We start from the raw sequence: 26,706 nt of genomic DNA, 5'->3' as shown, positions 1-26,706 counted from the left end.
CCGGCAGGACGCCGGGTTAGCCGCGCTGGGCCAAGGATGGCCCATCGCGGCGGCCCACGGATTCAAGCCTGTGTGCGGGCATGCCGAGCCTAAGCGAGGCACCAAGTGGTGGGGCGAGAGCGTTTTGGTTACTTTTGGGCTCTATCAAAAGTGACTCGCTGTAAGAGCGAAACCGATACAAGCCATCACCCAAAGAACGGATATGCACGAAAACCCAAAAACACCCCGAGCCCGTTTGCTGCGCGACAGCGCCACATCAAAGATGCAGTGGGGTCTCCCACAAAAGCGCTTTTGATCTCTATGCTGATTTGTAGCGCGACAAATCCATGCAATATGTTGCTATCTGGCCCACCCCATTGAAACCACCGTCGCCGCGCCCCATCTAAGCTGCATACTTCCTTATGCAGGTGCCCCATGAGCGACCAGCAAGAATTCCCCGATCTAGACCTCAACGATTACGCCGACCCCGAAAACGCTGACCACGAAACCTCATCCAACACCGGCCTGGCCCTGCCAGGGCAAAACCTGCCGGACAAGGTCTACATCATCCCGATCCACAACCGGCCGTTCTTCCCGGCGCAAGTGTTGCCAGTGATCGTCAACGAAGAACCCTGGGCCGAAACCCTCGAACTGGTGAGCAAGTCTGACCACCACTCGCTCGCCCTGTTTTTCATGGAAACCCCACCCGACGACCCACGCCACTTCGACACCTCCAGCCTGCCGCTGTACGGCACCCTGGTGAAGGTGCACCACGCCAGCCGCGAAAACGGCAAGCTGCAATTCGTCGCGCAGGGCCTGACCCGCGTGCGCATCAAAACCTGGCTCAAGCACCACCGCCCGCCGTACCTGGTCGAAGTCGAATACCCGCATCAGCCCACCCAGCCGACCGATGAGGTCAAGGCCTACGGCATGGCGCTGATCAACGCGATCAAGGAACTGCTGCCGCTCAACCCGCTGTACAGCGAAGAATTGAAGAACTACCTCAACCGCTTCAGCCCCAACGACCCGTCGCCGCTTACCGACTTCGCCGCCGCGCTGACGTCGGCCACCGGCAACGAGTTGCAGGAAGTGCTGGACTGCGTGCCCATGCTCAAGCGCATGGAAAAAGTCTTGCCGATGCTGCGCAAAGAAGTCGAAGTCGCGCGTCTGCAGAAGGAAATCTCCGCCGAGGTAAACCGCAAGATCGGCGAGCATCAGCGCGAGTTCTTCCTCAAGGAGCAACTCAAGGTTATCCAGCAAGAGCTGGGCTTGACCAAAGATGACCGCAGCGCAGACGTCGAGCAGTTCGAGCAGCGCTTGGAAGGCAAAGTGCTGCCGGCGCAGGCGCAAAAGCGCATCAATGAAGAAATGCACAAACTGTCGATCCTGGAAACCGGCTCGCCGGAATACGCCGTCACGCGCAACTACCTGGACTGGGCCACGGCAGTGCCGTGGGGCGTATACGGCAAGGACAAACTCGACCTCAAACACGCGCGCAAAGTGCTGGATAAGCACCATGCGGGCCTGGACGACATCAAAAGTCGCATCCTCGAATTCCTCGCGGTGGGCGCCTACAAAGGCGAAGTCGCCGGCTCCATTGTGTTGCTGGTAGGCCCGCCGGGCGTGGGCAAAACCAGCGTCGGCAAATCGATTGCCGAGTCGCTGGGGCGGCCGTTCTACCGTTTCAGCGTCGGCGGCATGCGCGACGAGGCCGAAATCAAGGGCCATCGCCGTACCTACATCGGCGCCCTGCCGGGCAAGCTGGTGCAGGCGCTTAAAGACGTGGAAGTGATGAACCCGGTGATCATGCTCGACGAGATCGACAAGATGGGCCAGAGCTACCAGGGCGACCCTGCGTCGGCGCTGCTCGAAACCCTCGACCCGGAGCAGAACGTCGAGTTTCTCGACCACTACCTGGACCTGCGCCTGGACCTGTCCAAAGTGCTGTTCGTGTGCACCGCCAACACCTTGGACTCGATCCCGGGGCCCCTGCTCGACCGCATGGAAGTGATTCGCCTGTCGGGCTATATCACCGAAGAAAAAGTCGCCATCGCCAAGCGCCACCTGTGGCCCAAGCAGTTGGAAAAAGCTGGCGTGGCGAAAACCAGCCTGACCATCAGCGACGGCGCGCTGCGTGCGCTGATCGACGGTTATGCGCGCGAGGCCGGCGTGCGCCAGTTGGAGAAACAACTGGGCAAACTGGTGCGCAAAGCCGTGGTCAAGCTGCTGGATGAGCCGAAAACGCTGATCAAGATCGGCAACAAAGACCTGGAAAGCTCGCTGGGCATGCCGGTGTTTCGCAACGAACAAGTGCTGTCCGGCACCGGCGTGATCACAGGCCTGGCGTGGACCAGCATGGGCGGCGCGACCTTGCCGATTGAGGCAACGCGTATTCACACACTCAATCGCGGCTTCAAGCTCACCGGCCAGTTGGGCGATGTGATGAAAGAATCCGCCGAAATCGCCTACAGCTACATCAGCTCGAACCTGAAATCGTTTGGCGGTGACCCGAAGTTCTTCGACGAAGCCTTTGTGCATTTGCACGTGCCCGAAGGCGCCACGCCCAAAGACGGCCCGAGTGCCGGTGTAACCATGGCCAGCGCGTTGCTGTCATTGGCGCGCAACCAGCCGCCGAAAAAAGGCGTGGCCATGACCGGCGAGCTGACGCTGACCGGGCATGTGCTGCCGATTGGCGGCGTGCGTGAGAAGGTGATCGCGGCGCGGCGCCAGAAGATCCATGAACTGATCTTGCCGGAGCCGAACCGTGGCAGCTTTGAAGAGTTGCCGGAGTACCTCAAGGAAGGTATGACGGTGCACTTTGCCAAGCGCTTTGCCGATGTGGCGAAGGTGTTGTTCTGACAGTTTTGTAGCGCTTGGTGTGGCCTAATCGCGAGCAAGTCGAAACGTCGCACCGCCTCTCCCACAGGTGAATGTACTGTGGGAGCGGGCTTGCTCGCGATGGGGCCGTGTGTCACACCGTGCCTCATCTTCGATTATCCTCGCCCTTCATCGTGAATCAACGGAGACCCCATGACCGCTCCCCGCCTCCTTCTTCCCGCAAGCCTTGCCCTGCTGGCTGCGTGCGCCAGTGCGCCCAAGCAAAACGTCAGCGTGGACAACCAGAGCGCCTGCCCGCTCCAGCTTAAAACCGGCCAGAACCTGATCCTTACGTTGCCGAGCAACCCCACCACCGGTTATCGCTGGGCCATCCAGGATTCCGCCGGCGGCGTGCTGCGCGCGCTCAGCCCCGAGGTCTACAGCAGCTCGGATTCCGGCGTGATCGGTGGCGGCGGCCAGTCGACTTGGCGCTTCCAGGCATTTGCCGCCGGCCAGGGCCGCTTGCGACTGACCTCCCAACAACCTTGGGAGCCGGAAGCCGAACCGGCTGAGACCTTCGATTGCGTCATCACGGTGAATTGACCTGCGTGGAGCATCACTGCGTCGGTGTTCGATCAGACAACCCGCGCACGCGAGGGCCAACTTGGCTAAAATGCCGGTCTTTCCTCCATCGCCGCCGGACCAGTCGTGAGCAAACAACCCGATCGCCTATTCGCCCAGCCCTTGCCCCAAGTGCCGGACTTCGCCTTTAACGAGGACGTGGTGCGGGTATTCCCCGACATGATCAAACGCTCGGTGCCCGGTTACCCGACCATCGTCGAGAACCTCGGTGTGCTTGCCGCGCAGTTCGCCCAGCCCAACAGCGTGCTTTACGACTTGGGTTCGTCCCTCGGCGCGGTGACCCAGGCCCTGCGCCGGCATGTGCGCACCGACGGTTGCCGGGTGATTGCGGTGGATAACTCGGCCGCCATGGTCGAGCGCTGCCGTGAATACCTCAATGGCCAGGACTCGATGTTCCAGGAGTTGCTGCCGGTTGAGGTGATCGAGGGCGACATCCTCGCGTTGCAGTTCCAACCGGCCTCGGTGGTGGCGCTGAACTTTACCCTGCAATTTATCGCCCCGGATCAGCGCCTGGCATTGCTCGCGCGCATCCGCCAGTCGCTGCTGCCGGGTGGGGCGTTGATCCTCTCGGAAAAGCTGCGCTTCAATGACCTTGAAGAGCACGCGCTGCTGACCGACCTGCACATCGCGTTCAAACGCGCCAATGGCTACAGCGAACTGGAAATTGCCCAGAAGCGCAGTGCCATCGAAAACGTCATGAAGCCCGACAGCCTTGAGGAACACCGTGAACGCCTGCTGGCGGCCGGGTTCTCGACAGTTGTGCCGTGGTTCCAGTGTCTTAACTTTGCCTCGTTGATTGCCTTGCCATGATTGATCTGTCCCCCCTCGCCCGCCACTTGGTAGGCACGCCTTTGGCCGTTTGGGCTCAGGGCCTGCAAGCGCAACTCGATAGCAAGATGGAAAAGGGTCATGGTGACCTGGAGCGTTGGCAGAGCGCGCTGGATGCGTTGCCGGCGATCAAGCCCACCGAAGTCGACTTGCTTAACGACTTGGTGCTGGACACTGACTGCGACGACGCGACCCGCGCACAGATGCACACCGCGCTGATGGGGTTGAGCCCGTGGCGCAAAGGCCCGTTCAACCTGTTCGGTGTGCACGTCGACACCGAATGGCGCTCGGACTGGAAGTGGTCGCGGGTGGCGCCGCACCTGAATTTGCACGGCAAGCGCATTCTCGACGTGGGCTGCGGCAACGGTTATTACATGTGGCGCATGCTCGGCGCCGGCGCCGACAGCGTGATTGGCGTGGACCCAAACTGGCTGTTTTTCTGTCAGTTCCAGGCGGTGCAGCGTTACCTGTCGGCGCCCAAGGCCTGGCACTTGCCGTTCCCGTTTGAAGATTTACCGCCGAACCTGGAAGGCTTCGACACGGTGTTTTCCATGGGTGTGTTTTACCACCGCCGCTCGCCGATCGAGCACTTGCTGGCGCTGAAAGACTGCCTGGTCAAAGGCGGCGAACTGGTGCTCGAAACCCTGGTGGTAGAGGGCGACCAACAGCAAGTGCTGGTGCCGGAAGACCGCTACGCGCAGATGCGCAACGTGTGGTTCCTGCCCTCGGTGCCGGCCTTGATGTTATGGCTGCGCCGCGCGGGTTTCAGCGAGGTGCGTTGCGTGGACGTGAGCGTGACCACGGTGGAGGAACAGCGCGGCACGGCGTGGATGAAGTTCCAGTCACTGAGTGACTTCCTCGACCCTGCAGACCACAGCAAAACCATCGAAGGGCTGCCCGCGCCAATGCGCGCGGTCATCATCGCCAGGAAGTAGCCCATACCCCTGAAAAACTGCTGAGCCCCCTCCCACCTTTAAATACTCAGTGTGTTTAGAGTGTGGGCTTGGCTCGGCGGGCCTTGAAGAACTCGCTCAACACCGCGCCGCATTCCTCGGCCAGTACGCCGCCTTCATACAGCACCCGATGGTTAAGAAAGCCCTGGGTGAAAAACTGCCCCTGGCTTTGCACGATGCCCGCCTTCGGCTCCAGTGCGCCGTACACCACCCGCGCGATGCGCGAGTGCACGATCAAACCGGCGCACATGCTGCACGGTTCCAGCGTGACATACAGCGTGCTGCCCACCAGGCGATAGTTGCTGATCGCTTGCGCGGCGGCACGAATGGCGACCATCTCCGCGTGTGCGCTGGGGTCGTTGCCGCTGATCGGGCAATTGAAGCCACGGCCAATGATTTCACCGTTTTGCACCAGCACCGCGCCCACGGGCACTTCGCCCAGCGCCGCGCCTTCAGCGGCGAGCACCAGCGCTTCACGCATGAAAGCCTGGTCATGGCTGCGGTCGATAATCGCTGCGGGGCGAACCTGGCGCATCACGCCACCTCGATGGCGGCCATCAGGCCGGTTTCCATGTGGTCGATCACGTGGCAATGGAACATCCACACCCCGGGGTTATCCGCCACCAACGCCACGCGGGCGCGCTCGTTCTTGCCCAGCAGGTAGGTGTCGGTGAAGTACGGGATCACCTTGTGCCGGTTAGAGGCGATCACTTTGAAACTCATGCCATGCAGGTGGATCGGGTGCTGGTATTGGGTCATGTTTTTCAATTCAAAAATGTAGCTTTTGCCCTTCTCAAGCGTGGCAATCGGGCGGTCGGCGCAGGTTTTATCGGTGATGTCCCACGCCTTGCCGTTGATTTGCCAAAGGCTCGGCGGCTTGCCGTCATCCACCGACACGCTGCCCACCCACTCGAAATTGAAGTTGAGTTTTTCGGCATTCGCCAGGTCCGGCTCGGCAATCGGGTTGGCCGGCAGCGCCGCTGGCCATTCGCCAGGCGCGTCGGTATTGGCCACCGAACGGAAGGTGCCCAGACGCACCGGGCCGTTGCGGAGCGACAGTTCTTCGCCCGCTGGCGGCGCCTTGATCGCCAGGCATATGCGCATGCCCGGCCCGAGCCAGTATTCCTTGCCCAGCGGGCGCGGCTCGACCGGGTTGCCGTCCAGCGCGTAGATCTGCGCCTCGACACCCGGAATGTTGAGGCGGTAGGTCAGGGTGTTGTCGAGGTTGAGCAGGCGCACACGGGTAATCTGCCCAGCGGGCAAATCGACCACCGCCTGCGCCACGCCATTGATCGTCGAGAGGCGCCCGGCGGTGCCGCCACGCGCCGCCTCACGCGGCACGCTGAAGGCGACGAACGCGCCCTCTTCATCCACGTGCCAACTCTTCAGGCTCAAGGTGCGTTCGTGTTTGAAACCGGTGGGCTCGCGCTCTTCGATGATCAGCGGGCCGACCAGGCCACGGCCGAGTTCTTCGCTGCTGTTCACGTGCGGGTGATACCAGTAGCTGCCGGCGTCGGGCACGCGGAATTTGTAGTCGAAATATTCGCCAGGCAACACCGGCAATTGTGAGACGTAGGGCACGCCGTCCATCTCCAGCGGCAGGCGAATGCCATGCCAGTGAATGGTGGTGGCGACCGGCAGGTGGTTGATAAAACGTACCCGCAGCCATTCGCCCTGGCGCACCCGTAACTCGGTGCCAGGCGCCGAGTGGCCGAACGCCCATGCTTGGGTGGTGTAACCGGCGACCAGTTCAACGTCCAGCGGCGCTGCGATCAGCTCGTAATCATGCCCCGCCTCGGCCTCGGCGACTTTCCCCAGCCAGTAGCGATAGGCGCCACCGGCGCCCACGCCAACGACGGCCAGGCCTGCAAGACCACCCAGGATTTGTCGACGGGAAAAAGTGTGGGACACAACGACCTCGCGTATCGGCTGCGGGCCAGAGACCCGCAAAGGGCAGATACGATACACCTGCAATCGCTAAACAGTAAGACTTCGCATTGCCAGATATGGGAGGGGCTTGCTGTCGATGGCGGTGTGTCAGTCAAATCATCTGTACCTGACCGGCCGCCATTGGTAGCAAGCCCCCTCCTATCAAACTACAAATAACCTATTGTTTATCCGTTGTTGAGGTTATGGCTTATATCGGTTCCGCTCTTACAGCGGGTCACTTTTGAACGGCCCGAAAGCCGACCCAATCCCCCAAGCAGAATGTGGTCAAACTGTGGGAGGGGGCTTGCTCCCGATGGCGGTGGGTCAGTCAATTCATGTATCAACTGTAAAACTGCTATCGGGAGCAAGCCCCCCCCCACAACAAGCAGAAGCAGATCTACTGTGTATGCAAAATAACACCCCGAGCCCGTTTGCTGCGCGACAGCGCTACATTGAATCTCCCACACTTTGACGCTTAGTGTGTTTTCAACACGCTGCTCACTCAGCCTTTGGCAGCGGCCAGGATGAGGGCTTTCATCTCGGCAACTGCCCCTTTGAAACCGACGAACAGCGCGTGCGCGACCAGGGCGTGGCCGATGTTCAGCTCGTTGATGCCCTGGATCGCGGCCACGGCCTGCACGTTGTGGTAATGCAGGCCATGGCCAGCGTTGACGATCAGACCTTGCGCAAGGCCGCAGTTCACACCGTCGATCACGCGTTGCAGCTCATTCGCCACGTCGGTCGGGGTGGTCGCATCGGCATAACGGCCGGTGTGCAGTTCGATGGCGGGCGCGCCGACGCGGCGCGAGGCTTCGATCTGGCGCTCATCGGCATCGATGAACAGCGACACTTCGCTGCCGATGCGTGACAAGCGCTCCACCGCGGCTTTGATCCGCGCTTCCTGGCCGGCCACGTCCAGCCCGCCTTCGGTGGTCAGTTCCTGGCGGGTTTCGGGCACCAGGCAGATATGCGCCGGGCGGATGCGCTCGGCGAACGCCATCATTTCTTCGGTCACGCCCATTTCGAAGTTCATGCGGGTTTGCAGCACGTCCTTGAGCAGCAACACGTCGCGCTCCTGAATGTGCCGGCGGTCTTCGCGCAGGTGCACGGTGATGCCGTCGGCGCCCGCTTCTTCGGCATCCAGCGCGGCCTTGACCGGGTCAGGGTAACGGGTGCCCCGGGCCTGGCGCAGGGTAGCGACGTGGTCGATGTTGACGCCAAGAAGAATGCGATTGCTGGTGGTCACGGAAGCGCTCCTGAAAAGGGAAACAAACGCTGCACAGCATACACGGGGTTGTCAGGGCTTTCGAAACAACTCGCGGCTGACCAGCGGTCGCCCACCCAAGTGCACGGCCAGCGCTTGGCGCATCAAGCGTTTGGCGGCGGACAAGGCACCGGGGGCGCTCCAGTCGGCCTCGCTCATGGCCAACAACTCGGCGCCCTGGAACAGGCCCGGTTGCAGCAGGTACACGCGCTCAAGCCCGGCGTCGACTTGCAGGCGGTACATGCCGTCGGCGGCGATGGGCTCGCCGCGCAGGTCGTTGGCGAGTTCAAAGCCGTAGCCCAAATCGTCAAGCAAGCGCCATTCGAACGCACGCAGCAGCGGCTCCAACGGGCGACCTTCGGCGAGGGCCAACAGCGTGGCGGCGTAATGATCAAACACGGCCGGGTGCGGGTCTTCGGCAGGCAGCAGGCGAATCAGCAGTTCATTCAGGTAGAGGCCGCTGAACAGCGCCTCGCCATTCAGCCAGGCAGAGGTGCCAACGCTTTCCAGGCGGCCGACGTTTTTCAGCTCGCCCTTGCCGCGAAATTCCACGTCCAGCGCCACAAACGGCCGTGCCAACGTGCCCGCCTTGCCCCGCGCACTGCGCAACACCGCGCGCAGGCGGCCCTCGGGCGTGAGGAAGTCCACCAAAGCGCTGGTCTCGCGGTAGGCGCGGCTGTGCAGCACGTAGGCAAGTTGGCTGGGGGGTTGGGATTGGGACATGGGTTCTCTATCGTGAAAACAACACAAACCGAATGTGGGAGGGGGCTTGCCCCCGATGGCGGTGTATCAGTCACTTGTTGGTTAACTGAGCCACCGCTATCGGGGGCAAGCCCCCTCCCACATTTTCTGCCCTGCGGTGTGCTTACAGGTCGCCGTAGCCGAGCGAACGCAGTGCGCGCTCGTCGTCGGACCAACCACCCTTAACCTTCACCCACAGGTTGAGCATGATCTTGGAGTCAAACAGCAACTCCATGTCCTTGCGCGCTTCAGTGCCGATGCGTTTGATACGCTCGCCCTTGTCGCCGATGATAATTTTCTTCTGGCCGTCACGTTCAACGAGGATCAGCGCATGAATGTGCAGGGTCTTGCCCTGCTGCTTGAACTCTTCGATTTCGACCGTGATCTGGTACGGCAGCTCGGCGCCCATCTGGCGCATGATTTTCTCGCGTACCAGTTCGGCGGCGAGGAAGCGGCTGCTGCGGTCGGTGATCTGGTCTTCCGGGAAGAAGTGCTCGTTCTCCGGCAGGTAACCGGCGATCACGCGTTCCAGCGCTTCGAGGTTGTGACCGTGCTGGGCCGAGATCGGCATGATCTGGGCATTCGGCAGTTGTTCCTGCAACCAGCTCAGGTGCGGCATCAGCTCGGCTTTGTCTTCGATACGGTCAGTCTTGTTCAGCGCGACGATCAAAGGGCCGGTGACGTACTGCACACGCTCAAGAACCATCTGGTCTTCGTCGGTCCACTTGGTGCGGTCGACTACGAAGATGACCACGTCAACGTCTTTCAACGCAGCCGAGGCGGTCTTGTTCATGTAGCGGTTAAGCGCTTTTTCGCCCCCTTTGTGCATGCCGGGGGTGTCGACATACACCGCTTGCACGCTGCCTTCGGTCTTGATGCCGAGCATGTTGTGGCGGGTGGTTTGCGGCTTGCGCGAGGTGATCGCGAGCTTTTGGCCGAGGATGTGGTTCAGCAGCGTGGACTTGCCCACGTTCGGGCGGCCGACGATGGCAACATAGCCACAGCGTGTTGCGGTTGAATCAGTCATGGCCATTCTCCACGCCCAGGGCAATCAGTGCTGCAGCGGCCGCTACCTGTTCGGCAATACGACGGCTCACACCCTGACCTCGGCTTTTTTCATTCAGTAAGGTGATTTCACATTCCACGAAGAACACGCGGCAATGAGGCTCACCCTGTATATCCACCACTTCGTAACGTGGCAGGTCGCACCCGCGCGACTGCAAAAATTCCTGCAGGCGGGTTTTTGGGTCTTTGTTGGTGTCGACCAGCGTCAGGCTTTCGATTTCCGAAGCCAGCCAGGCGACCACACGCGCCTTGGCAGCTTCCATGCCTGCATCGAGGTAAATCGCGCCGATCAGCGCTTCAAGGGCATCGGCCAGGATCGACTCGCGACGGAAACCGCCGCTTTTCAGTTCACCCGAGCCCAGCCGCAGGTACTCGCCCAGGCCAAAGCCACGGGCCAGCACGGCCAGGGTCTCGCCCTTCACCAGGCGCGCACGCAAGCGCGACAGTTGGCCTTCACGTGCTTGAGGGAAGCGCTCGAACAGCGCCTCACCTGCGACGAAATTAAGAATGGCATCACCGAGGAATTCCAGGCGCTCGTTGTTACGCCCTGCAAAACTGCGGTGTGTGAGGGCAAGGACCATCAGTTCCTGATCCTTGAAGGTGTAGCCGAGCAGGTGCTCTAAACGACTTAGAGAAACGGTCACGGTTTATCCATACCTGGTTGATGCATATCGGGTTGGTGGCACCGGCGGCCATCGACGATTGACGCAGTGTTCAAATTCAAATCCTGGTTGGTGCAGCAGGAGTCGGACACTTGTCCAAGCCCCATAAAAGCATTCGGCGCTGTGTTCACAGCGCCGCCTGTATTACTTGATCAGCCCGACCCGCGAGAAGTTCGGCAGGTGGCTGAGCTTGGGCTCCGGCCAACTCATCCAGACCGCGAAGGCCTTGCCGACAATGTTTTCGTCGGGGACCATGCCCAGCAGGTCTTTGGGAATGTTGGGGTCATCCCAGTACCGGCTGTCGTTGGAGTTGTCACGGTTGTCGCCCATCATGAAGTAGTGCCCGGCAGGCACCTTCCACTCGCCATCAGGCGTGGCACGGTAGCGGCTCATTTCCTTGCGGATTTCGTGCTCTACCGCACCGAGTTTTTCCTGGTACAGCTCGGCGCTGCCCAAGGTGTTCGGCTCGGAGCCGAGCAATTTCTCGGCCACCGACTCACCGTTGATGAACAGTCGCTTGTCGCTGGTGTAGCGAATCACGTCACCCGGCAGGCCCACGACGCGCTTGATGTAGTTGACGTTCGGGTCGCTTGGGTAGCGGAACACCATCACATCGCCGCGCTGCGGGTCACCGACCGGGATGACTTTTTTGTCGACCACCGGCAGGCGAATGCCGTACGAAAACTTGTTCACCAGGATGAAGTCACCCACGTCCAGGGTAGGTTTCATAGAGCCCGAAGGAATCTGAAACGGTTCTACCAGGAACGAACGCAGTACCAGCACGATGAACAGCACCGGAAAGAACGACTTACCGTATTCAACCAGCAAAGGCTCTTTGTTCAGCTTCTCGACCACCGCCACATCGGGCTGGCTGACGCTGCCCTGATAAGAGGCGATAGCAGCCCGCCGACGCGGGGCGAAAAACACCAGATCGAGCAACGCCAGGAGGCCGCAAACGGCAACAGCGATGACCAGCAACAGCGGGAAATTTAGTGACATAGGACCTAACTATCCAACCTGAGCACTGCAAGGAAGGCTTCTTGTGGAATTTCCACGTTGCCCACTTGCTTCATGCGTTTTTTACCGGCCTTTTGCTTCTCAAGCAGCTTGCGCTTACGGCTTACGTCACCGCCGTAGCATTTGGCCAGTACGTTCTTTCTGAGTGCCTTGACGGAGGTCCGTGCAATGATCTGCCCGCCAATGGCGGCCTGGATCGCAACGTCGAACATCTGGCGCGGAATCAGTTCTTTCATCTTTTCGGTCAACTGACGCCCTTTGTAGTGCGCGTTTTCCTTGTGCACGATCAGCGCCAGGGCGTCGACCTTATCACCGTTGATCAGCACATCCAGCTTCACCAGATTAGCGGACTGGTAACGGTCAAAATGGTAATCCAGCGAAGCATAGCCGCGGCTGGTGGATTTGAGACGGTCGAAGAAGTCGAGAACCACTTCGTTCATCGGCAAATCGTAGGTCACTTGTACCTGGGAGCCGAGGAACAGCATGTCGTGCTGCACGCCACGCTTTTCGATACACAGGGTAATCACGTTACCCAAGTGCTCTTGCGGTACCAGAATGTTGGCCCGCACGATCGGCTCGCGCATGTCCTCAATAGAGGAGATGTCTGGAAGTTTGGACGGGTTGTCGACGTAAATCGTTTCACCGGTTTTCAGCACCAGCTCAAAAATAACCGTCGGCGCCGTGGTGATCAGGTCCAGGTCATATTCGCGCTCAAGACGCTCCTGGATGATCTCCATGTGCAGCATGCCGAGGAACCCGCAGCGGAAGCCGAAGCCCAGCGCGTCCGAGCTTTCCGGGGTGTACTGCAACGACGAATCGTTGAGGGTGAGCTTCTGCAGCGCCTCGCGGAAATCTTCGAAGTCGTCGGAGCTGACCGGGAACAGGCCGGCGTAAACCTGCGGCTGGATGCGTTTGAAGCCCGGCAGCACGTCAACGTCAGGGGTGGAGCTCAAGGTCAGCGTGTCACCTACCGGCGCACCATGAATGTCCTTGATACCGGCAATGATAAAGCCGACTTCACCGGCTTTCAGATCAGTGGTAGCGGTGTGCTTGGGGTTGAATACACCGACGCTGTCCACCAGGTGGATCTTGCCGGTGGATTTAACCAGAATTTTATCGCCCTTTTTCACACGGCCGTGGCGTACACGCACCAGGGAAACAACCCCCAGGTAGTTGTCGAACCAGGAGTCGATGATCAACGCTTGCAGCGGATCTTCGTAGTTGCCGGTGGGGGCGGGAATGGTCTTGACCAGGCGTTCGAGCACTTCATCAACGCCCAGGCCGGTCTTGGCGCTGCACTCGACGGCGTCGGTGGCGTCAATGCCGATGATTTTTTCGATTTCTTCTTTAACGCGGTCCGGATCAGCCTGTGGCAGGTCGATCTTGTTCAGTACCGGCATGACCTCAAGGCCCTGCTCGATTGCGGTGTAGCAGTTGGCTACGGATTGGGCTTCGACGCCCTGGCCCGCATCGACCACCAGCAAGGCGCCTTCACAGGCCGCAAGCGAACGGCTGACTTCATAGGTGAAGTCAACGTGGCCGGGGGTGTCAATGAAGTTCAACTGGTACTTGATGCCGTCTTTGGCAAGGTAGTACAGGGTAACGCTGTGGGCCTTGATGGTGATACCGCGCTCACGCTCAAGGTCCATGGAGTCCAGTACCTGGGCTTCCATTTCACGCTCGGCAAGGCCGCCGCACATCTGGATGAATCGATCGGCCAGCGTCGACTTGCCATGGTCAATGTGGGCGATGATGGAGAAATTGCGGATATGACTCAAATCACTCACGGATCAACACTCAAAAAGGCTGCAGGCAGATTGCCCGCTGAAAAATAGCCGGGAATTGTACCTGATGCTCGGGCCAGACGTCATCTTTGCTTGCCAGAACAAAAATGCCCCGATCTCTCGAGCGGGGCATTTTTTGTTCATAAGCGCGGTATCAACCGGCTCGGCGCAGCAACCAGAAACCCGCCACGGCGCAGATCCCCGTCGGCACCAGCACGGCAAACAGCGGCGAGAACCCGAACACCAGACTCGACGGCCCGAGCAGGTCCTGGGCGATGCGGAAGGTGAAACCGACCAGCACACCGGTGAATACCCGCTGACCCAGCGTCACGGAACGCAGCGGGCCGAAGATGAAGGAAATCGCCATCAAGACCAGCGCAGCGGTGACCACCGGCTGCAACACCTTGACCCAAAAGGCCAGCCAGTAACGACCGTTATTCAGGCCCTGGTCCTTGAGGTAGTGGATATAGCTCCACAAACCGGAGATAGGCAGGCTTTCGGGGATCATCACCACCGTATTCAGCAGTTCAGGCTTGAGGGCGATGTCCCATTGCTCGGTCGGCACGTTGATCACTTCGGTGCTGGCCTTGGTACCCTGGCCAACATTGCGGAAGTACGTGGTGGTGACCTCACTCAATTGCCACTGGCCCGCAGCGTACTGCGCGCGCTTGGCGAAACTGGAGGTCAACATGTGCCGTTCTTTGTCGAAGGTATAACGCGTTACCCCGATCAACAGGCCGCCCGGCTGCACGGCGTTGATGTGGATGAACTCATCACCCTGGCGGTGCCACAGGCCGTGCTTGGCGCTTTGCGCATCGCCCGAGCCCTGCGCCAGTGCGCGATTGGCCTGGGCAGTGGCCTCGGAAGGTGGCGCCACGTATTCGCCAATCAGCACGCTGCACGCCATCAGCAACAGCATGGGTTTCATGACCGCCCAGACAATACGGCCGATGGACACACCGGCCGCACGCATGATGGTCAGCTCACTGCTGCTGGCCAGGGTGCCCAAGCCGATCAGGCAACCGATCAGCGCGGCCATCGGCATCATGTCGTAAAGACGACGCGGTGCGGTCAAGGCCACAAAACTCAACACATCAGAGACCGTGTAGGTGTCGGTGACGTTGCCGACTTCATCAATGAAGGCAAACAACGACGCCAACCCGAGAATAATGCCCAACACCGCCAGAATCGCGAACAGAACGCTGCTACCAATGTAGCGATCAAGCTTAGCCACGGGCCAACTCCTTCAGGCCACGACGGCTCTTCATTTTCAAACGGATAGGTTCCCAGTAGAGCAGGCCGAGGCCGATCATCAGGAAGATCCCGTGCACCCACCAGAGGCCCAGAGTCGGCGACAACTTGCCCTTCTCAAGGGAGCCACGGGCGGAAATCAGGATGGTCAGGTACGCCATGTACAGCAGAATTGCCGGCAACAACTTAAGGAAACGACCCTGACGCGGGTTAACGCGCGACAGCGGCACGGCCATCAAGGTCACGATAAACACCAGCAACGGCAGCGAAATACGCCATTGCAGCTCAGCGATGGAGCGCAGTTCCTGGCTGCCGAACAGCGAGGCAGTCGGCAGTGCGTCGCGGTCAGTAACCTCTTCGCTTATTTCCGGCCTGGCGAGCATTACGCCATAAGTGTCGTACTTGATCGCCCGATAATCCGCGAGGCCAGGGCTGCCGTCGTAACGGTAGCCATGTTCGAGGATCAGGTAACGGCTGCCGTCAGGGCGCACTTCCTGGCGCCCGCTGTCGGCCACCAGAATCGAAATGCCACGGTCTTTCTGGTTCTGCCCGAGGTTTTTCTGCGAAATAAACACGCCGCCGAGGTTGGCGCGGTCATCGGTCATGGTTTCGGTGTAGGTGACCCGCGAGCCGTCGTTGAGTGCTTGAAAGCGCCCAGGTTCGAGGGTATCGAACTCGGTCATCGCGTCCTGCTTGTTCAGCAGCAACTGGAATTGCATGGCGCCTTGTGGTGCGAGGCTCATGCTCAACCAGGCCACCACCAGGGCAACACCGGCAGCCGGCACCATGGTCATGGCCAGCAGGCGTTGCTGGCTCATGCCGGTGGCCGAGAGCACGGTCATCTCACTCTCAAGATACAACCGGCCATAAGCCAGCAGAATGCCGAGAAACAGGCCAAGCGGCAGGATCAGCTGCAAGAAGCCCGGCAGACGAAAGCCCATGATCAGGAACAACGAGCCAGGGTCCAGGGCGCCCGAAGCGGCCTGAGCGAGGAATTTGACGAAACGACCACTCATGGTGATCACCAACAGCACCGCACTCACGGCACTCAGGGTCAACAGGACTTCGCGGGACAGATAACGGAAGACGATCAAACCAGACACTCCAGGGTTGTCAGGCTAAGGCGGCCAAACAAGCAAGCATACCGAGTCGACCCGATTTACACGGGCCGGCTAAAAAGATGGCGCATTATCCTGTGATTGACCGCGCCTGTCACGGTGCTTGCTCATGCGCGTGCATAAAGCGTGCTGCAAGGGTTGTCAGGCTCCGCCGGCGAGGTTCAAACTGCGGCCTTTGTCGCGGGCGGTTTACACAGCCGCCACGCTTTAAAGCCTGCGTACAAACGCCAGGCTCTCAGACCTTTATAAGGGACCCGAAAATGGAATTGGTTGTAAAAAGCGTTAGCCCCGAAACGTTGAAAACCGCCACCCTCGTGGTCGCTGTCGGCGAAGGCCGCACGCTCGGCGTTGCCGCCAAGCAACTGGATGAACTCACTGGCGGCGCGATCAGCGCCGTTCTCAAGCGCGGCGACCTGGCCGGCAAAGTCGGCCAAAGCCTGCTGCTGCAAAGCCTGCCTAACCTTAAAGCCGAGCGCGTGTTGCTGGTGGGCGTGGGCAAAGACGCCGAACTGGGCGACCGCCCGTTCCGCAAGATCATCAGCGGCATCCTCAACACGCTCAAAGGCCTGGGCGGCGCCGATGCGGTGCTGGCGCTGGACGAAATCGTGGTAAAGGGCCGCGACAGCTACGGCAAGACCCGCCTGCTGGCCGAAAGCCTGGTAGACGGCGGCTACCTCTTCGACCAGTTCAAGAGCCAGAAAGCCGAACCGCGCGCGCTGAAGAAAATCACCCTGCTGACCATCAAGGCTGCTCAGGCTGAAGTCGAGCGCGCCGTTACCCACGCGACCGCAATCGCCAACGGCATGTCCTTCACCCGCGACCTCGGCAACCTGCCGCCGAACATCTGCCACCCGACTTACCTGGGCGAGCAAGCCAAGGCGCTGGGTAAAGCGTTCAAGGGCCTGAAAGTCGAAGTGCTGGATGAAAAGAAGATTCTGGAACTGGGCATGGGCTCGTTCTACGCCGTGGGCCAAGGCAGCGACCAGCCGCCGCGCCTGATCGTGATGCAGTACAACGGTGGCAAGAAGTCCGAGAAGCCTTACGCTTTGGTCGGCAAAGGCATCACCTTTGACACCGGCGGCATCAGCCTCAAGCCCGGCGCCGGCATGGACGAGATGAAGTACGACATGGGCGGCGCTGCCAGCGTGTTCGGCACCCTGCGCGCCGTGCTCGAACTCAAGTTGCCGATCAACCTGGTGTGCATCCTGGCGTGTGCCGAGAACATGCCAAGCGGCGGCGCGACCCGTCCGGGCGACATCGTCACCACCTTGAGCGGCCAAACCGTCGAGATCCTCAACACCGACGCCGAAGGCCGCCTGGTGCTGTGCGATGCACTGACGTACGCCGAGCGCTTCAAACCGCAGGCCGTGATCGACATCGCCACCCTGACCGGTGCCTGCGTGGTTGCCTTGGGCGCTCACACCTCGGGCCTGCTCGGCAACAACGACGAACTGATCGAGCAACTGCTCAGCGCCGGCAAAGCTGCCGACGACCGCGCCTGGCAATTGCCGCTGTTCGATGAATACCAGGAACAGCTGGACAGCCCGTTCGCCGACATGGCCAACATCGGTGGCCCGAAAGCCGGCACCATCACCGCTGCCTGCTTCCTGTCGCGCTTCGCCAAGAACTTCAACTGGGCGCACCTTGACATCGCCGGCACCGCGTGGACCAGCGGCGGCAAGGACAAGGGCGCCACTGGCCGCCCGGTGCCGTTGCTGACCCAATACCTGCTGGACCGCGCCAAAGCCTGAAACTGATGATGCCGGGGTGGCCATCAAGCTGCCCCGGCCTCAGGAACCGCAATGACCCAAGTCGACTTCTATATATTGCCCAGCGCCGATCCTCTCGCGCGCCTGGACTTTGCCTGCAAACTCACCGAAAAAGCCTGGCGCATGGGCCACCGCATCTACCTGCATTGCAGCGATGGCGCCCAACGCGACGAGCTGGATGCACGCCTGTGGCGCTTCAAGGGCGAAAGCTTCGTGCCCCACGGCCCTGCCGAGTCAGAACCCGATGGCCTGGTGGTACTGGGCTTGGGCGAAAGCTGCGGCGATCACCATGACTTGTTGGTGAACCTGGACATGAAAGTACCGGCTTTTGCCAAGGCGTTTGCGCGCGTGGCAGAGGTGGTGGTGGAAGACCCGGCTATTCGTCAGGCCGCGCGGGAGAGTTTCCGTTTCTACCGCGAACAGGGCTATTCTTTGCAAGATCACCGGCTACAACGACTTTGAGTACACGATGGACACTTCCAACCCGAAAAAAAAAGACGACCATTTGCTCGATGACCTTGAGTCGATCCGCCAGTTGCTGGGTGATGATGGCTTGCAACCGCCGCTGCTGACCGATTCGGTGAAGGCTGATGTACAGATTCCGCTGTTGTTCGAGATGGTCGGTGGCAAGGCCGCTGCACCCGCGCCGGCTGTAGAACCCGCGCCGGTCGCAGCCGCCACAGAAAAAGCGCCCGACGCTTTGCTGCTGCACCTGGACAACGAACTGCGCGCGGCGGCGCAACTGATCATGCAAGACGTGATCGACGACTTCGCGCCGCACATTGAAACCGAGATCAAGCGCCGGCTGGATGCGCGGATGGAACGGCTAATCGCCACAGCCACGGGTAGTAAGTAGCGGCAAGCTTCAAGCTTCAAGCTTCAAGCTGCAAGTAAAAGCAAGAGCAAGAGCAAGAGCACTGCGGTCTGCTTGTAGCTTGTAGCTTGCCCTTTGCCGCTTGCCGCTTGTAGCTTGCGCTTTGCAGCTTGTAGCTGCCCGAGCCTTGCGCCGTTATACTTGTCGGCTTTCCTGAATAAATGCCAACTAGGGTCCCGCCGCGCATGGATAAGACCTACCAGCCGCACGCTATTGAAACCTCCTGGTACAACACTTGGGAGTCCGAGAATTATTTCGCCCCGCAAGGTGCCGGCGATTCCTACACCATCATGATTCCGCCACCGAACGTCACTGGCAGCCTGCACATGGGCCATGGCTTCAACAATGCGATCATGGATGCGTTGATCCGTTTCCGCCGCATGCAGGGCCGCAACACCCTGTGGCAACCGGGCACCGACCACGCCGGTATCGCCACGCAGATGCTGGTGGAACGCCAACTCGAAGCCACCGGCCAAAGCCGTCATGACTTGGGCCGCGAGAAATTCCTGGAAAAAATCTGGGAATGGAAAGACCAGTCCGGCGGCAATATCAGCCGTCAGATCCGTCGCCTCGGTTCGTCCGTCGACTGGAGCCGCGAGCGCTTCACCATGGACGACGGCCTGTCCGAGTCGGTGAAAGAAGCCTTCGTGCGCCTGCATGAAGACGGCCTGATTTACCGCGGCAAGCGCCTGGTCAACTGGGACACCAAGTTGCACACAGCAATTTCCGACCTCGAAGTGGAAAACCACGACGAGAAAGGCTTCCTGTGGAACCTCAAGTACCCGCTGGCCGACGGCGCCAAGACCGCTGAAGGCAACGACTACCTGATCGTCGCCACCACCCGCCCGGAAACCATGCTTGGCGACGCCGCCGTCGCGGTTAACCCGAACGATGAACGCTACCAGGCACTGATCGGCAAGTTTGTCGAACTGCCGCTGGTGGGTCGTCGCATCCCGATTATCGCAGACGACTACTGCGACCCTGAATTCGGCACCGGCTGCGTGAAAATCACCCCGGCCCACGATTTCAATGACTACGAAGTCGGCAAGCGCCACAACCTGCCGCTGCTGAATATCTTCGACAAGAACGCCGCTGTATTGCCGGCCTGCCAGGTGTTCAACCTCGACGGCACGCTGAACGACAGTATCGACGGCAAGATCCCGGCCGAATACGCCGGCCTTGACCGTTTTGAAGCGCGCAAGCAAATCGTTGCCGCCTTCGATGCCGCCGGCTTGCTGGTCAGCGTCGACGACCACGGCCTGAAAGTGCCGAAGGGCGACCGCTCCGGCACCATCATCGAGCCGTGGCTGACCGACCAGTGGTACGTGTCGACCAAGCCGTTGGCCGAGCCTGCGATTGCTGCCGTTGAAGATGGCCGTATCCAGTTCGTGCCCAAACAGTACGAAAACATGTACTTCTCGTGGATGCGTGACATCCAGGATTGGTGCATCAGCCGTCAACTGTGGTGGGGCCACCGCATTCCGGCCTGGTACGACGAGTCGGGCAAGGTCTATGTAGGCCGTGATGAAGCCGAAGTACGTGCCAAGCACAACCTCGGCGCAGACATCGCGCTGCAACAGGACAACGACGTACTCGACACCTGGTTCAGTTCGGGCCTGTGGACGTTCTCGACCTTGGGCTGGCCGCAACAGACCGAATTTCTCAAGAAATTCCACTCCACCGACGTGCTGGTGACCGGTTTCGACATCATTTTCTTCTGGGTTGCCCGGATGATCATGCTCACCATGCACTTGGTGAAGAACGAGGACGGCACGCCGCAAGTGCCGTTCAAGACCGTGTATGTGCACGGCCTGGTGCGTGATGGCCAAGGCCAGAAGATGTCCAAGTCCAAGGGCAACGTGCTGGACCCGCTGGACATCATCGACGGTATCGACCTGGAAACCCTGGTGCAAAAACGCACCTCGGGCCTGATGCAGCCGAAACTGGCGAAAAAGATCGAGAAGCAGACCCGCGACGAGTTCGCCGACGGCATCGCCAGCTACGGCACCGATGCCTTGCGCTTCACCTTCTGCTCGCTGGCGTCTACCGGTCGCGACATCAAGTTCGACATGGGCCGCGTCGAAGGCTATCGCAACTTCTGCAACAAGATCTGGAACGCCGCGCGCTACGTGCTGGATAAAGGCGAAGACTGCGGCCAGAACGGCGAAGCCTATGAGCTGTCGCTGGCCGACCGCTGGATCATCTCGCAGCTGCAACGCACCGAAGCCGAAGTGACCCGCCAACTCGATCAGTTCCGTTTCGACCTGGCTGCACAGGCCTTGTACGAGTTCATCTGGAACCAGTATTGCGACTGGTACCTGGAACTGTCCAAGCCGGTGCTGTGGGACGAAAACGCGCCGGTCGAACGCCAGCGCGGCACCCGTCGCACCCTGGTGCGCGTGTTGGAAGTGGCGCTGCGCCTGGCGCACCCGTTCATGCCGTTCATCACCGAAGAAATCTGGCAGCGCCTGGCGCCGCTGGCCGGTATCGAAGGCAAAACCATCATGCTGCAGCCTTGGCCAGTGGCCAATGAAGCGCGCATCGATGAAGCGGCCGAAAGCGATATCGAATGGCTCAAGAGCCTGATGCTCGGCACGCGCAACATTCGCGCCGAGATGAACATCGGCCCGGGCAAGCCACTGGCGGTGTTCGTGAAGAACGCCAGTCGCGAAGACGAGCGTCGCCTCACCGAAAACGATGCGCTGCTCAAGAAGCTGGCGAAGCTGGAATCGATCACCGTGTTGGCAGCGGGCGTCGAAGCGCCGCTGTCGGCGACTGCGCTGGTCGGCGACATGGAAGTGCTGGTGCCAATGGCCGGCCTGATCGACAAGGGCGCCGAACTGGCGCGTCTGGACAAGGAAATGCTGCGCCTGCAAGGCGAAGTGCAGCGCGTGGGCGGCAAGTTGTCCAACGCGGCATTCGTCGACAAGGCACCGGCTGAAGTGATCGACAAAGAGCGCGCCAAATTGGCCGAGGCTGAACAGGCCTTGAGCAAGTTGGCCGAGCAATACGCGCGGATTTCCAGCCTGTAAGGTGCAAGCCCGCATGAAAAAAGAGACCTTCGGGTCTCTTTTTTTTGCCCCGGCACTGCTGATTCCAAGCTCAAGCCCAGTCAATGTGGGAGGGGGCTTGCTCCCGATGACGGTGGCTCAGTCACAGATACAGTGGCTGACACACCGCCATCGGGAGCAAGCCCCCTGCCACATTTGACCCTGATGGACTCAGGTGTGTGACAATAGCCGCCACTTTTGAAACAACGCCAGAATCGACGCAGCCCATGACCGCCCCCACTACGCCCAAACCTTCGCGCAAGAAGCCTAAAACCGCAGCCACGGCCAAGCCCGTCGCGCCGCGCAAAGAGGCCACCTTGCACCCGCGCAACCGCCACCAGGGCCGTTACGACTTCCCGGCGCTGATCAAGACCACGCCGGAACTGGCGAAATTCGTGATCCTCAACCCGTACGGCAAGGAAAGCATCGACTTCGCCAGCCCGGACGCGGTGCGGGTGTTCAACCGGGCGCTGCTTAAAGCCTTCTATGGCATCCAGCATTGGGATATTCCAGCCGATTACCTGTGCCCGCCAGTGCCGGGGCGTGCCGATTACGTGCACTTCCTCGCCGACCTGCTGGCCAGCGTCAACGACGGCGAGATTCCGCGCGGCGCGCCGGTCAAGGTGCTGGACATCGGCATGGGCGCCAACTGCGTGTACCCGCTGATCGGTTACAGCGACTACCGCTGGCACTTCCTCGGTTCGGAAGTCGACCCGACGGCCGTGGCTGCTGCCAAAGCCATCGTGCAGTCCAACGGGCTGAACAAGGCCATCCAGCTGCGCCAGCAAACCAATCCCAAGCAGATTTTGCTGGGCCTGCTGGAGCCGGGCGAACGGTTCGACCTGACCATGTGTAACCCGCCGTTCCATGCCTCCATGGACGAAGCCACCAAGGGCAGCGAGCGCAAATGGCGCGCACTGGGCCGGGCCGACCCGAAACGCACGTTGCCGGTACTGAACTTCGGTGGCCAATCGGCCGAGCTGTGGTGTGAAGGCGGCGAAGTGCGCTTCGTGACGCAACTGATCGCCGAGAGCGCGCACTTCCAGCACAAAGTGCTGTGGTTCAGCACCTTGGTCTCCAAAGCCTCCAACTTGCCGGCCATCGAAATCGCGCTGAAAAAGGCCGGTGTCCTCGAAAGCCAGGTCGTCGAGATGTCCCAAGGCCAGAAGCAAAGCCGCTTTGTGGCCTGGACCTTCCAGACCAAGAGCGAGCAGCAAGTGTGGCGCCAGCGCTGGGCCCGCAAAGACTGATCAGCAAATCGCAGGCAACAAAAAACCGTGCCCGGATCGCTCCGGAGCACGGTTTTTTTTGCTGCGTCTTACTTGTTAACAGCGTCGGTCAGGCCTTTGGCCACAACCAGCTTGATAACTTTCTTGGCAGCGATTTCGATGGCAGCGCCAGTCGAAGGGTTACGGCCAGTACGGGCAGGACGCTCGGTCACTTTCAGTTTGCCAACGCCTGGCAGAGTGATTTCGCCGCCGTTTTCCAGCTGGTCAGCAACAACTTGGCTCAGTTGGTCCAGCAGAGCACGCACGGTAGTTTTCGGTGCGTCTACTGCTTCAGCCAGGTCAGCGATCAGTTGGTCTTTAGTAATAGCCATTGTGGTGTTCCTTCCCTATCAAATTCATATGGATTGCAGAGTGCAGTGTCAGCCTTCGAGCCCGACCATCAAGGCCTGGCAACCCCGGCTATAACCACGGAGATCGGGGTTATAGATGCTTGAAACAGGGATTGGTTCGACCTGACAGATGCTGAATGCACGCTTAACGCCGAGACTTGGCGTAAGACGGGGCAAAACTAGCACAGAGACGGGGAAATATCCGCCTCAACATACCCATTTGGTCAGCTTTATCGCTCTAAACCGTGAAAAAAAGGCATATAGGCCGTCAGAGGGCACCCAAAACGCCCTTCGAAGCGTGCCATGCCCAACGGGTGCGGTACACTGGGCGACTTTTCGGGGAGGCCAACCGCTCCCCTTCAACCAGCCGAGAAGCCTATGCCGATCCGTCACTGCATCGTCCACCTGATCGACAAAAAACCCGACGGCACACCCGCAGTTCTCCACGCCCGCGACTCTGAGCTTGCCGAGTCCGCCGCCATCGAGAACATGCTTGCCGACCTCAACGAGAGCTACAACGCCAAGCAAGGCAAGGCCTGGGGTTTCTTCCATGCCGAGTCCGGCGCGCACCCGTTCAGCGGCTGGTTGAAGGAGTATTTCGACGGCGGCCAGGATTTCACCCGCTTCAGCCGCACGGCGGTCGAGCACCTGCAGAAGCTGATGGAAGAATCCAACCTCTCCACCGGCGGCCACGTGCTGTTTGCCCACTACCAACAAGGCATGACCGACTACCTGGCCATCGCCTTGCTGCACCACAGCGAAGGCGTGGCGGTGACCGACGACCTCGACGTGACCGCCTCGCGGCACCTGGACCTTGGCCAATTGCACCTCGCCGCACGCATCAACGTCTCCGAATGGCAGAACAACAAGCAGTCCAAGCAGTACATCTCGTTTATCAAAGGCAAGAACGGTAAAAAAGTCTCGGAGTACTTCCGCGACTTTATCGGCTGCCAGGAAGGCGTCGACGGCCCCGGCGAAACCCGTACCTTGCTCAAGGCCTTCAGCGACTTCGTTGAAAGCGAAGACCTGCCCGACGAATCCGCCCGCGAAAAAACCAAAACCCTGGTCGACTACGCGAGCAGCCAAGCCAAGCTCGGCGAGCCGATGGGCCTGGAAGAACTCTCGGGCTTGATCGATGAAGATCGGCCAAAAGCGTTCTACGACCATATTCGTAACAAGGACTACGGCCTGTCGCCGGAGATCCCCGCCGACAAACGCACCCTTAACCAGTTCCGCCGCTTCACCGGTCGCGCCGAGGGCTTGTCGATCAGCTTTGAAGCGCACCTGCTGGGCGACAAGATCGAATACGACGAAGCCGCCGGCACGTTGATCATCAAGGGTTTGCCAACGCAACTGACCGACCAGCTCAAGCGCCGTAACTGATGCTCGGCGGGGTTCTTAAAAAAGTCCTGCTGGTATTGCTGGTGGTGGTGGCGATCCAGAACTGGGGCAAGATCGAGCGGCTGTTCAACCCCTCGCAGGTAGTGTCGGAGCAGGTGCGCAACTCTGCTCGCGTGGTGCTCTATTCGACCGAGTGGTGTGGCTACTGCAAACAGATCCGGCGCTTTCTGGACCAGAAAGGCGTGCCGTATCAGGCGCTGGACATCGAGAAGGACGCCCAGGCGCGCAAGGCCTACGAGGCCTTGGGTGGCGGCGGCATTCCGTTTGTTGACGTGAATGGCACGTTGATTCGCGAGTTCAACGCTGAAACGATCATGGCGGCGTTGAAGTAACCCACTCTCGACACCCGGCCAATCAATTGTGAAAGCAGTCGACCGCGTTAGACCTGTGCCTAGCGCAGCACGATCATGCGGCCCAACAGGCTGTGCTGCTCAAACCCCAACACGGCCTGCAAGGCATTCAGCACCGCCTGCGGGTCTTTGCTGGGAAAGCTGCCGCTGACGCGTTTGGCGCCCATTTCATCGTTCAGCAGCAGGATACGGCCAGGGTAATAACGGCCCAGGTCCTGAACCACTTCGGCCAACGGCACTTTGTAGTAATTCAGCCAACCATCACGCCAGGCCAGGCGTGATTCGCTGTCGACCGCTTGCAGGCCATAGGCGACACCTTCGGCGTAAGCCACTTGCTGGCCTGCGCTCAGAATTTGCTGCCGGCCCTGCCTGGACGGCGTCACGCCCACGCGACCAGAGAGCACGGTCACCTGAGCCCCGGCCGGTTGCAGGCGCACTTCGAATTGCGTGCCCAGCACCCGCGCTTCACCGCTGCCGGCCTCGACCACAAACGGCTGGCCGGTGTGGGTCACGCTGAAAAACCCGGCACCGCGGCGCAGTTGGATATGCCGCTCGCCGTGGCTGAAATCCACGGCGATGGCGCTGTCGGCATCCAGCGTGACCTGCGACTGATCGGCCAGGGTCACGGTTTTCACTTGCCCCGGCGCCGTCACATAGTCGGCGCCCAGATCATCGACCCAGCGCGACGGCTGCCAGCCGCCGCCCATGCACACCATCACCAGCAAGCAGGCGGCCATGGCTAACGCGCCAGACCAGCGCACAGCACGCGCGCGTTTGGAGGGGTTCATTGCATTGAGGTAGCCCTGCAAGGCCAGCGCCTCTTCGTTCGCCAGTTTGCGCGCCGGCACTTCGCTCAACTCCCACAGCACCTGGGCCTGTGCATAGGCCTCGACGTGCGCAGGGTCGGCGCGCAACCAGTGGCTGAACGTAGCCTGGTCGCCACTGCTGGGCTGATCGTGCAGCAAGCTCAGCCAGTCGAGTGCGGCCTGCTCCTGGGCGGGCGTGGGGGTAACGTTCACGGTGCTTTCCCTGGCGTGCGTGGGGGCGATGGTTCGCGAAGGCTGGCCTTGCAGGCTTCGAGGGCACGCATCATATGTTTTTCCACGGCACTTTGGGACAGCCCCATGGCCTTGGCGATTTGCGCGTATTTGCGGCCGTGGATGCGGTTGAGCAGGAAAATCTGCCGGGTGCGCTCGGGCAAACTGCGCAAGGCGGCTTCGACATGCCTTAAATCGTTGCCCGCCTCCAGCGCGGCCTGCGGCTCCCAACCCTGGTTGTGCTGTTGCTCGGGCAGCCAGCCTTCGTTACTGCGCACGCGCGCGCCCTCGCTGCGCAAGTGGTCGATGGCGATGTTACCGGCGCAGCGCAACAGGTAGGTGCTGAGTTCTTCGACCTGCACCAATGGCCTGCGCCAAAAACGCAGAAACAGGTCTTGTACCAAGTCGGCCGCGGTGGCGCGGCAGCCCACGCGTCGGCTCACCAGGGCTTCCATTTGCGAGCGCTGCGACAAAAACACCTGCAAGAAATACGCACGTCCCCCGGCCGCATCGGTCTGCGGGCTGTCTTGGGATTCCGGCGGGGTGCTGATCATCAT

At 60.5% G+C, this 26,706-nt stretch carries 24 protein-coding genes; 11 read left to right on the top strand and 13 right to left on the bottom strand.

Going from position 1 to position 26,706, the window contains the following annotated elements; genetic code table 11:
* Window positions 1-414: 414 nt before the first annotated feature.
* The 4 genes from lon (at window position 415) to cmoB (ending at window position 5,201) form a co-directional block, all read left to right on the top strand.
* Window positions 415-2,838 (top strand): endopeptidase La, encoded by a 2,424-nt coding sequence (gene lon / locus ACOZK9_RS10710; RefSeq protein ID WP_152745977.1) that lies wholly within the window; start codon window positions 415-417, stop codon window positions 2,836-2,838.
* 171 nt (window positions 2,839-3,009) lie between these two features.
* Window positions 3,010-3,399: a protease inhibitor I42 family protein gene (locus ACOZK9_RS10705; protein ID WP_421555806.1), complete on the top strand. Its 390-nt coding sequence runs from the start codon at window positions 3,010-3,012 to the stop codon at window positions 3,397-3,399.
* Between the two features lie 105 nt (window positions 3,400-3,504).
* Window positions 3,505-4,248 carry a carboxy-S-adenosyl-L-methionine synthase CmoA gene (gene cmoA / locus ACOZK9_RS10700; protein WP_058411945.1) on the top strand — a complete coding sequence of 248 codons (744 nt, stop codon included), beginning with the start codon at window positions 3,505-3,507 and terminating at the stop codon, window positions 4,246-4,248.
* A complete protein-coding gene (gene cmoB, locus ACOZK9_RS10695; protein WP_122250439.1) occupies window positions 4,245-5,201 on the top strand; it encodes a tRNA 5-methoxyuridine(34)/uridine 5-oxyacetic acid(34) synthase CmoB in 957 nt (318 codons plus the stop codon). Before cmoA ends, cmoB begins: the two co-directional genes overlap by 4 nt.
* A gap of 55 nt (window positions 5,202-5,256) precedes the next feature.
* Here the strand turns inward: cmoB and tadA are convergent, their stop codons facing one another.
* The 10 genes from tadA to lptF all read right to left on the bottom strand — a co-directional run bounded on the left by tadA (window position 5,257) and on the right by lptF (window position 16,026).
* A complete protein-coding gene (gene tadA / locus ACOZK9_RS10690) occupies window positions 5,257-5,754 on the bottom strand; it encodes a tRNA adenosine(34) deaminase TadA (RefSeq protein WP_058411946.1) in 498 nt (165 codons plus the stop codon).
* Window positions 5,754-7,130 carry a multicopper oxidase family protein gene (locus ACOZK9_RS10685; protein ID WP_421555805.1) on the bottom strand — a complete coding sequence of 459 codons (1,377 nt, stop codon included), beginning with the start codon at window positions 7,128-7,130 and terminating at the stop codon, window positions 5,754-5,756. The genes tadA and ACOZK9_RS10685 overlap by 1 nt, the downstream gene beginning before the upstream one ends.
* Window positions 7,131-7,650: 520 nt before the next feature.
* Complete coding sequence (gene pdxJ, locus ACOZK9_RS10680) at window positions 7,651-8,394, bottom strand: pyridoxine 5'-phosphate synthase (RefSeq protein ID WP_058411948.1); 744 nt, start codon at window positions 8,392-8,394, stop codon at window positions 7,651-7,653.
* 51 nt (window positions 8,395-8,445) lie between these two features.
* Complete coding sequence (recO, locus tag ACOZK9_RS10675) at window positions 8,446-9,135, bottom strand: DNA repair protein RecO (RefSeq protein WP_058411949.1); 690 nt, start codon at window positions 9,133-9,135, stop codon at window positions 8,446-8,448.
* Window positions 9,136-9,277: 142 nt separating this feature from the next.
* Window positions 9,278-10,180, bottom strand: a complete 903-nt coding sequence (gene era / locus ACOZK9_RS10670; RefSeq protein ID WP_027604661.1) for a GTPase Era — start codon at window positions 10,178-10,180, stop codon at window positions 9,278-9,280.
* A complete protein-coding gene (gene rnc, locus ACOZK9_RS10665; RefSeq protein WP_058411950.1) occupies window positions 10,173-10,862 on the bottom strand; it encodes a ribonuclease III in 690 nt (229 codons plus the stop codon). Before rnc ends, era begins: the two co-directional genes overlap by 8 nt.
* A 162-nt stretch (window positions 10,863-11,024) precedes the next feature.
* Entirely contained in the window at window positions 11,025-11,879 is an 855-nt protein-coding gene (gene lepB, locus ACOZK9_RS10660) for a signal peptidase I (protein WP_058411951.1), read from the bottom strand.
* A 5-nt stretch (window positions 11,880-11,884) separates the two neighbouring features.
* Window positions 11,885-13,684: a translation elongation factor 4 gene (gene lepA, locus ACOZK9_RS10655; RefSeq protein WP_058411952.1), complete on the bottom strand. Its 1,800-nt coding sequence runs from the start codon at window positions 13,682-13,684 to the stop codon at window positions 11,885-11,887.
* A gap of 151 nt (window positions 13,685-13,835) precedes the next feature.
* Entirely contained in the window at window positions 13,836-14,915 is a 1,080-nt protein-coding gene (lptG, locus tag ACOZK9_RS10650; protein WP_058411953.1) for an LPS export ABC transporter permease LptG, read from the bottom strand.
* Window positions 14,908-16,026: an LPS export ABC transporter permease LptF gene (gene lptF / locus ACOZK9_RS10645; protein ID WP_058411954.1), complete on the bottom strand. Its 1,119-nt coding sequence runs from the start codon at window positions 16,024-16,026 to the stop codon at window positions 14,908-14,910. The genes lptG and lptF overlap by 8 nt, the downstream gene beginning before the upstream one ends.
* A gap of 284 nt (window positions 16,027-16,310) precedes the next feature.
* Between lptF and ACOZK9_RS10640 the strand changes: the two genes are divergently transcribed.
* From ACOZK9_RS10640 to rlmF, 5 genes are all read left to right on the top strand, one after another.
* Window positions 16,311-17,801, top strand: a complete 1,491-nt coding sequence (locus ACOZK9_RS10640; protein ID WP_058411955.1) for a leucyl aminopeptidase — start codon at window positions 16,311-16,313, stop codon at window positions 17,799-17,801.
* A 51-nt stretch (window positions 17,802-17,852) separates the two neighbouring features.
* Window positions 17,853-18,281: a DNA polymerase III subunit chi gene (locus ACOZK9_RS10635; protein ID WP_058411956.1), complete on the top strand. Its 429-nt coding sequence runs from the start codon at window positions 17,853-17,855 to the stop codon at window positions 18,279-18,281.
* Between the two features lie 7 nt (window positions 18,282-18,288).
* Window positions 18,289-18,675 carry a hypothetical protein gene (locus ACOZK9_RS10630; RefSeq protein ID WP_058411957.1) on the top strand — a complete coding sequence of 129 codons (387 nt, stop codon included), beginning with the start codon at window positions 18,289-18,291 and terminating at the stop codon, window positions 18,673-18,675.
* Window positions 18,676-18,878: 203 nt separating this feature from the next.
* The gene (locus ACOZK9_RS10625; RefSeq protein WP_122250925.1) at window positions 18,879-21,725 is read left to right on the top strand and encodes a valine--tRNA ligase; all 2,847 of its coding nucleotides are present in this window, start codon (window positions 18,879-18,881) and stop codon (window positions 21,723-21,725) included.
* Between the two features lie 245 nt (window positions 21,726-21,970).
* Window positions 21,971-22,993, top strand: a complete 1,023-nt coding sequence (rlmF, locus tag ACOZK9_RS10620; protein WP_058411959.1) for a 23S rRNA (adenine(1618)-N(6))-methyltransferase RlmF — start codon at window positions 21,971-21,973, stop codon at window positions 22,991-22,993.
* A 68-nt stretch (window positions 22,994-23,061) separates the two neighbouring features.
* Here the strand turns inward: rlmF and ACOZK9_RS10615 are convergent, their stop codons facing one another.
* Window positions 23,062-23,343, bottom strand: a complete 282-nt coding sequence (locus ACOZK9_RS10615) for an HU family DNA-binding protein (protein WP_003188840.1) — start codon at window positions 23,341-23,343, stop codon at window positions 23,062-23,064.
* A gap of 396 nt (window positions 23,344-23,739) precedes the next feature.
* On the opposite strand from ACOZK9_RS10615, the gene yejK reads away from it, so the two are divergent.
* Both yejK and ACOZK9_RS10605 read left to right on the top strand, forming a co-directional pair.
* Window positions 23,740-24,744 (top strand): nucleoid-associated protein YejK, encoded by a 1,005-nt coding sequence (yejK, locus tag ACOZK9_RS10610; RefSeq protein ID WP_058411960.1) that lies wholly within the window; start codon window positions 23,740-23,742, stop codon window positions 24,742-24,744.
* The gene (locus ACOZK9_RS10605) at window positions 24,744-25,094 is read left to right on the top strand and encodes a glutaredoxin family protein (RefSeq protein ID WP_421555804.1); all 351 of its coding nucleotides are present in this window, start codon (window positions 24,744-24,746) and stop codon (window positions 25,092-25,094) included. Before yejK ends, ACOZK9_RS10605 begins: the two co-directional genes overlap by 1 nt.
* Window positions 25,095-25,153: 59 nt before the next feature.
* Here ACOZK9_RS10605 and ACOZK9_RS10600 read toward each other — a convergent pair whose 3' ends face one another.
* On the bottom strand, window positions 25,154-26,131 hold the full coding sequence (locus ACOZK9_RS10600) for a FecR domain-containing protein (protein WP_172979297.1): 978 nt from the start codon (window positions 26,129-26,131) through the stop codon (window positions 25,154-25,156).
* The gene (locus ACOZK9_RS10595; RefSeq protein ID WP_421555803.1) at window positions 26,128-26,706 is read right to left on the bottom strand and encodes an RNA polymerase sigma factor; all 579 of its coding nucleotides are present in this window, start codon (window positions 26,704-26,706) and stop codon (window positions 26,128-26,130) included. The genes ACOZK9_RS10600 and ACOZK9_RS10595 overlap by 4 nt, the downstream gene beginning before the upstream one ends.

Source organism: Pseudomonas kitaguniensis, from assembly GCF_049199985.1.
Classification (GTDB): domain Bacteria; phylum Pseudomonadota; class Gammaproteobacteria; order Pseudomonadales; family Pseudomonadaceae; genus Aquipseudomonas; species Aquipseudomonas kitaguniensis.
Note: the sequence above shows the minus strand (reverse complement) of the source record. Positions and strands in the feature narration are given on the sequence as shown.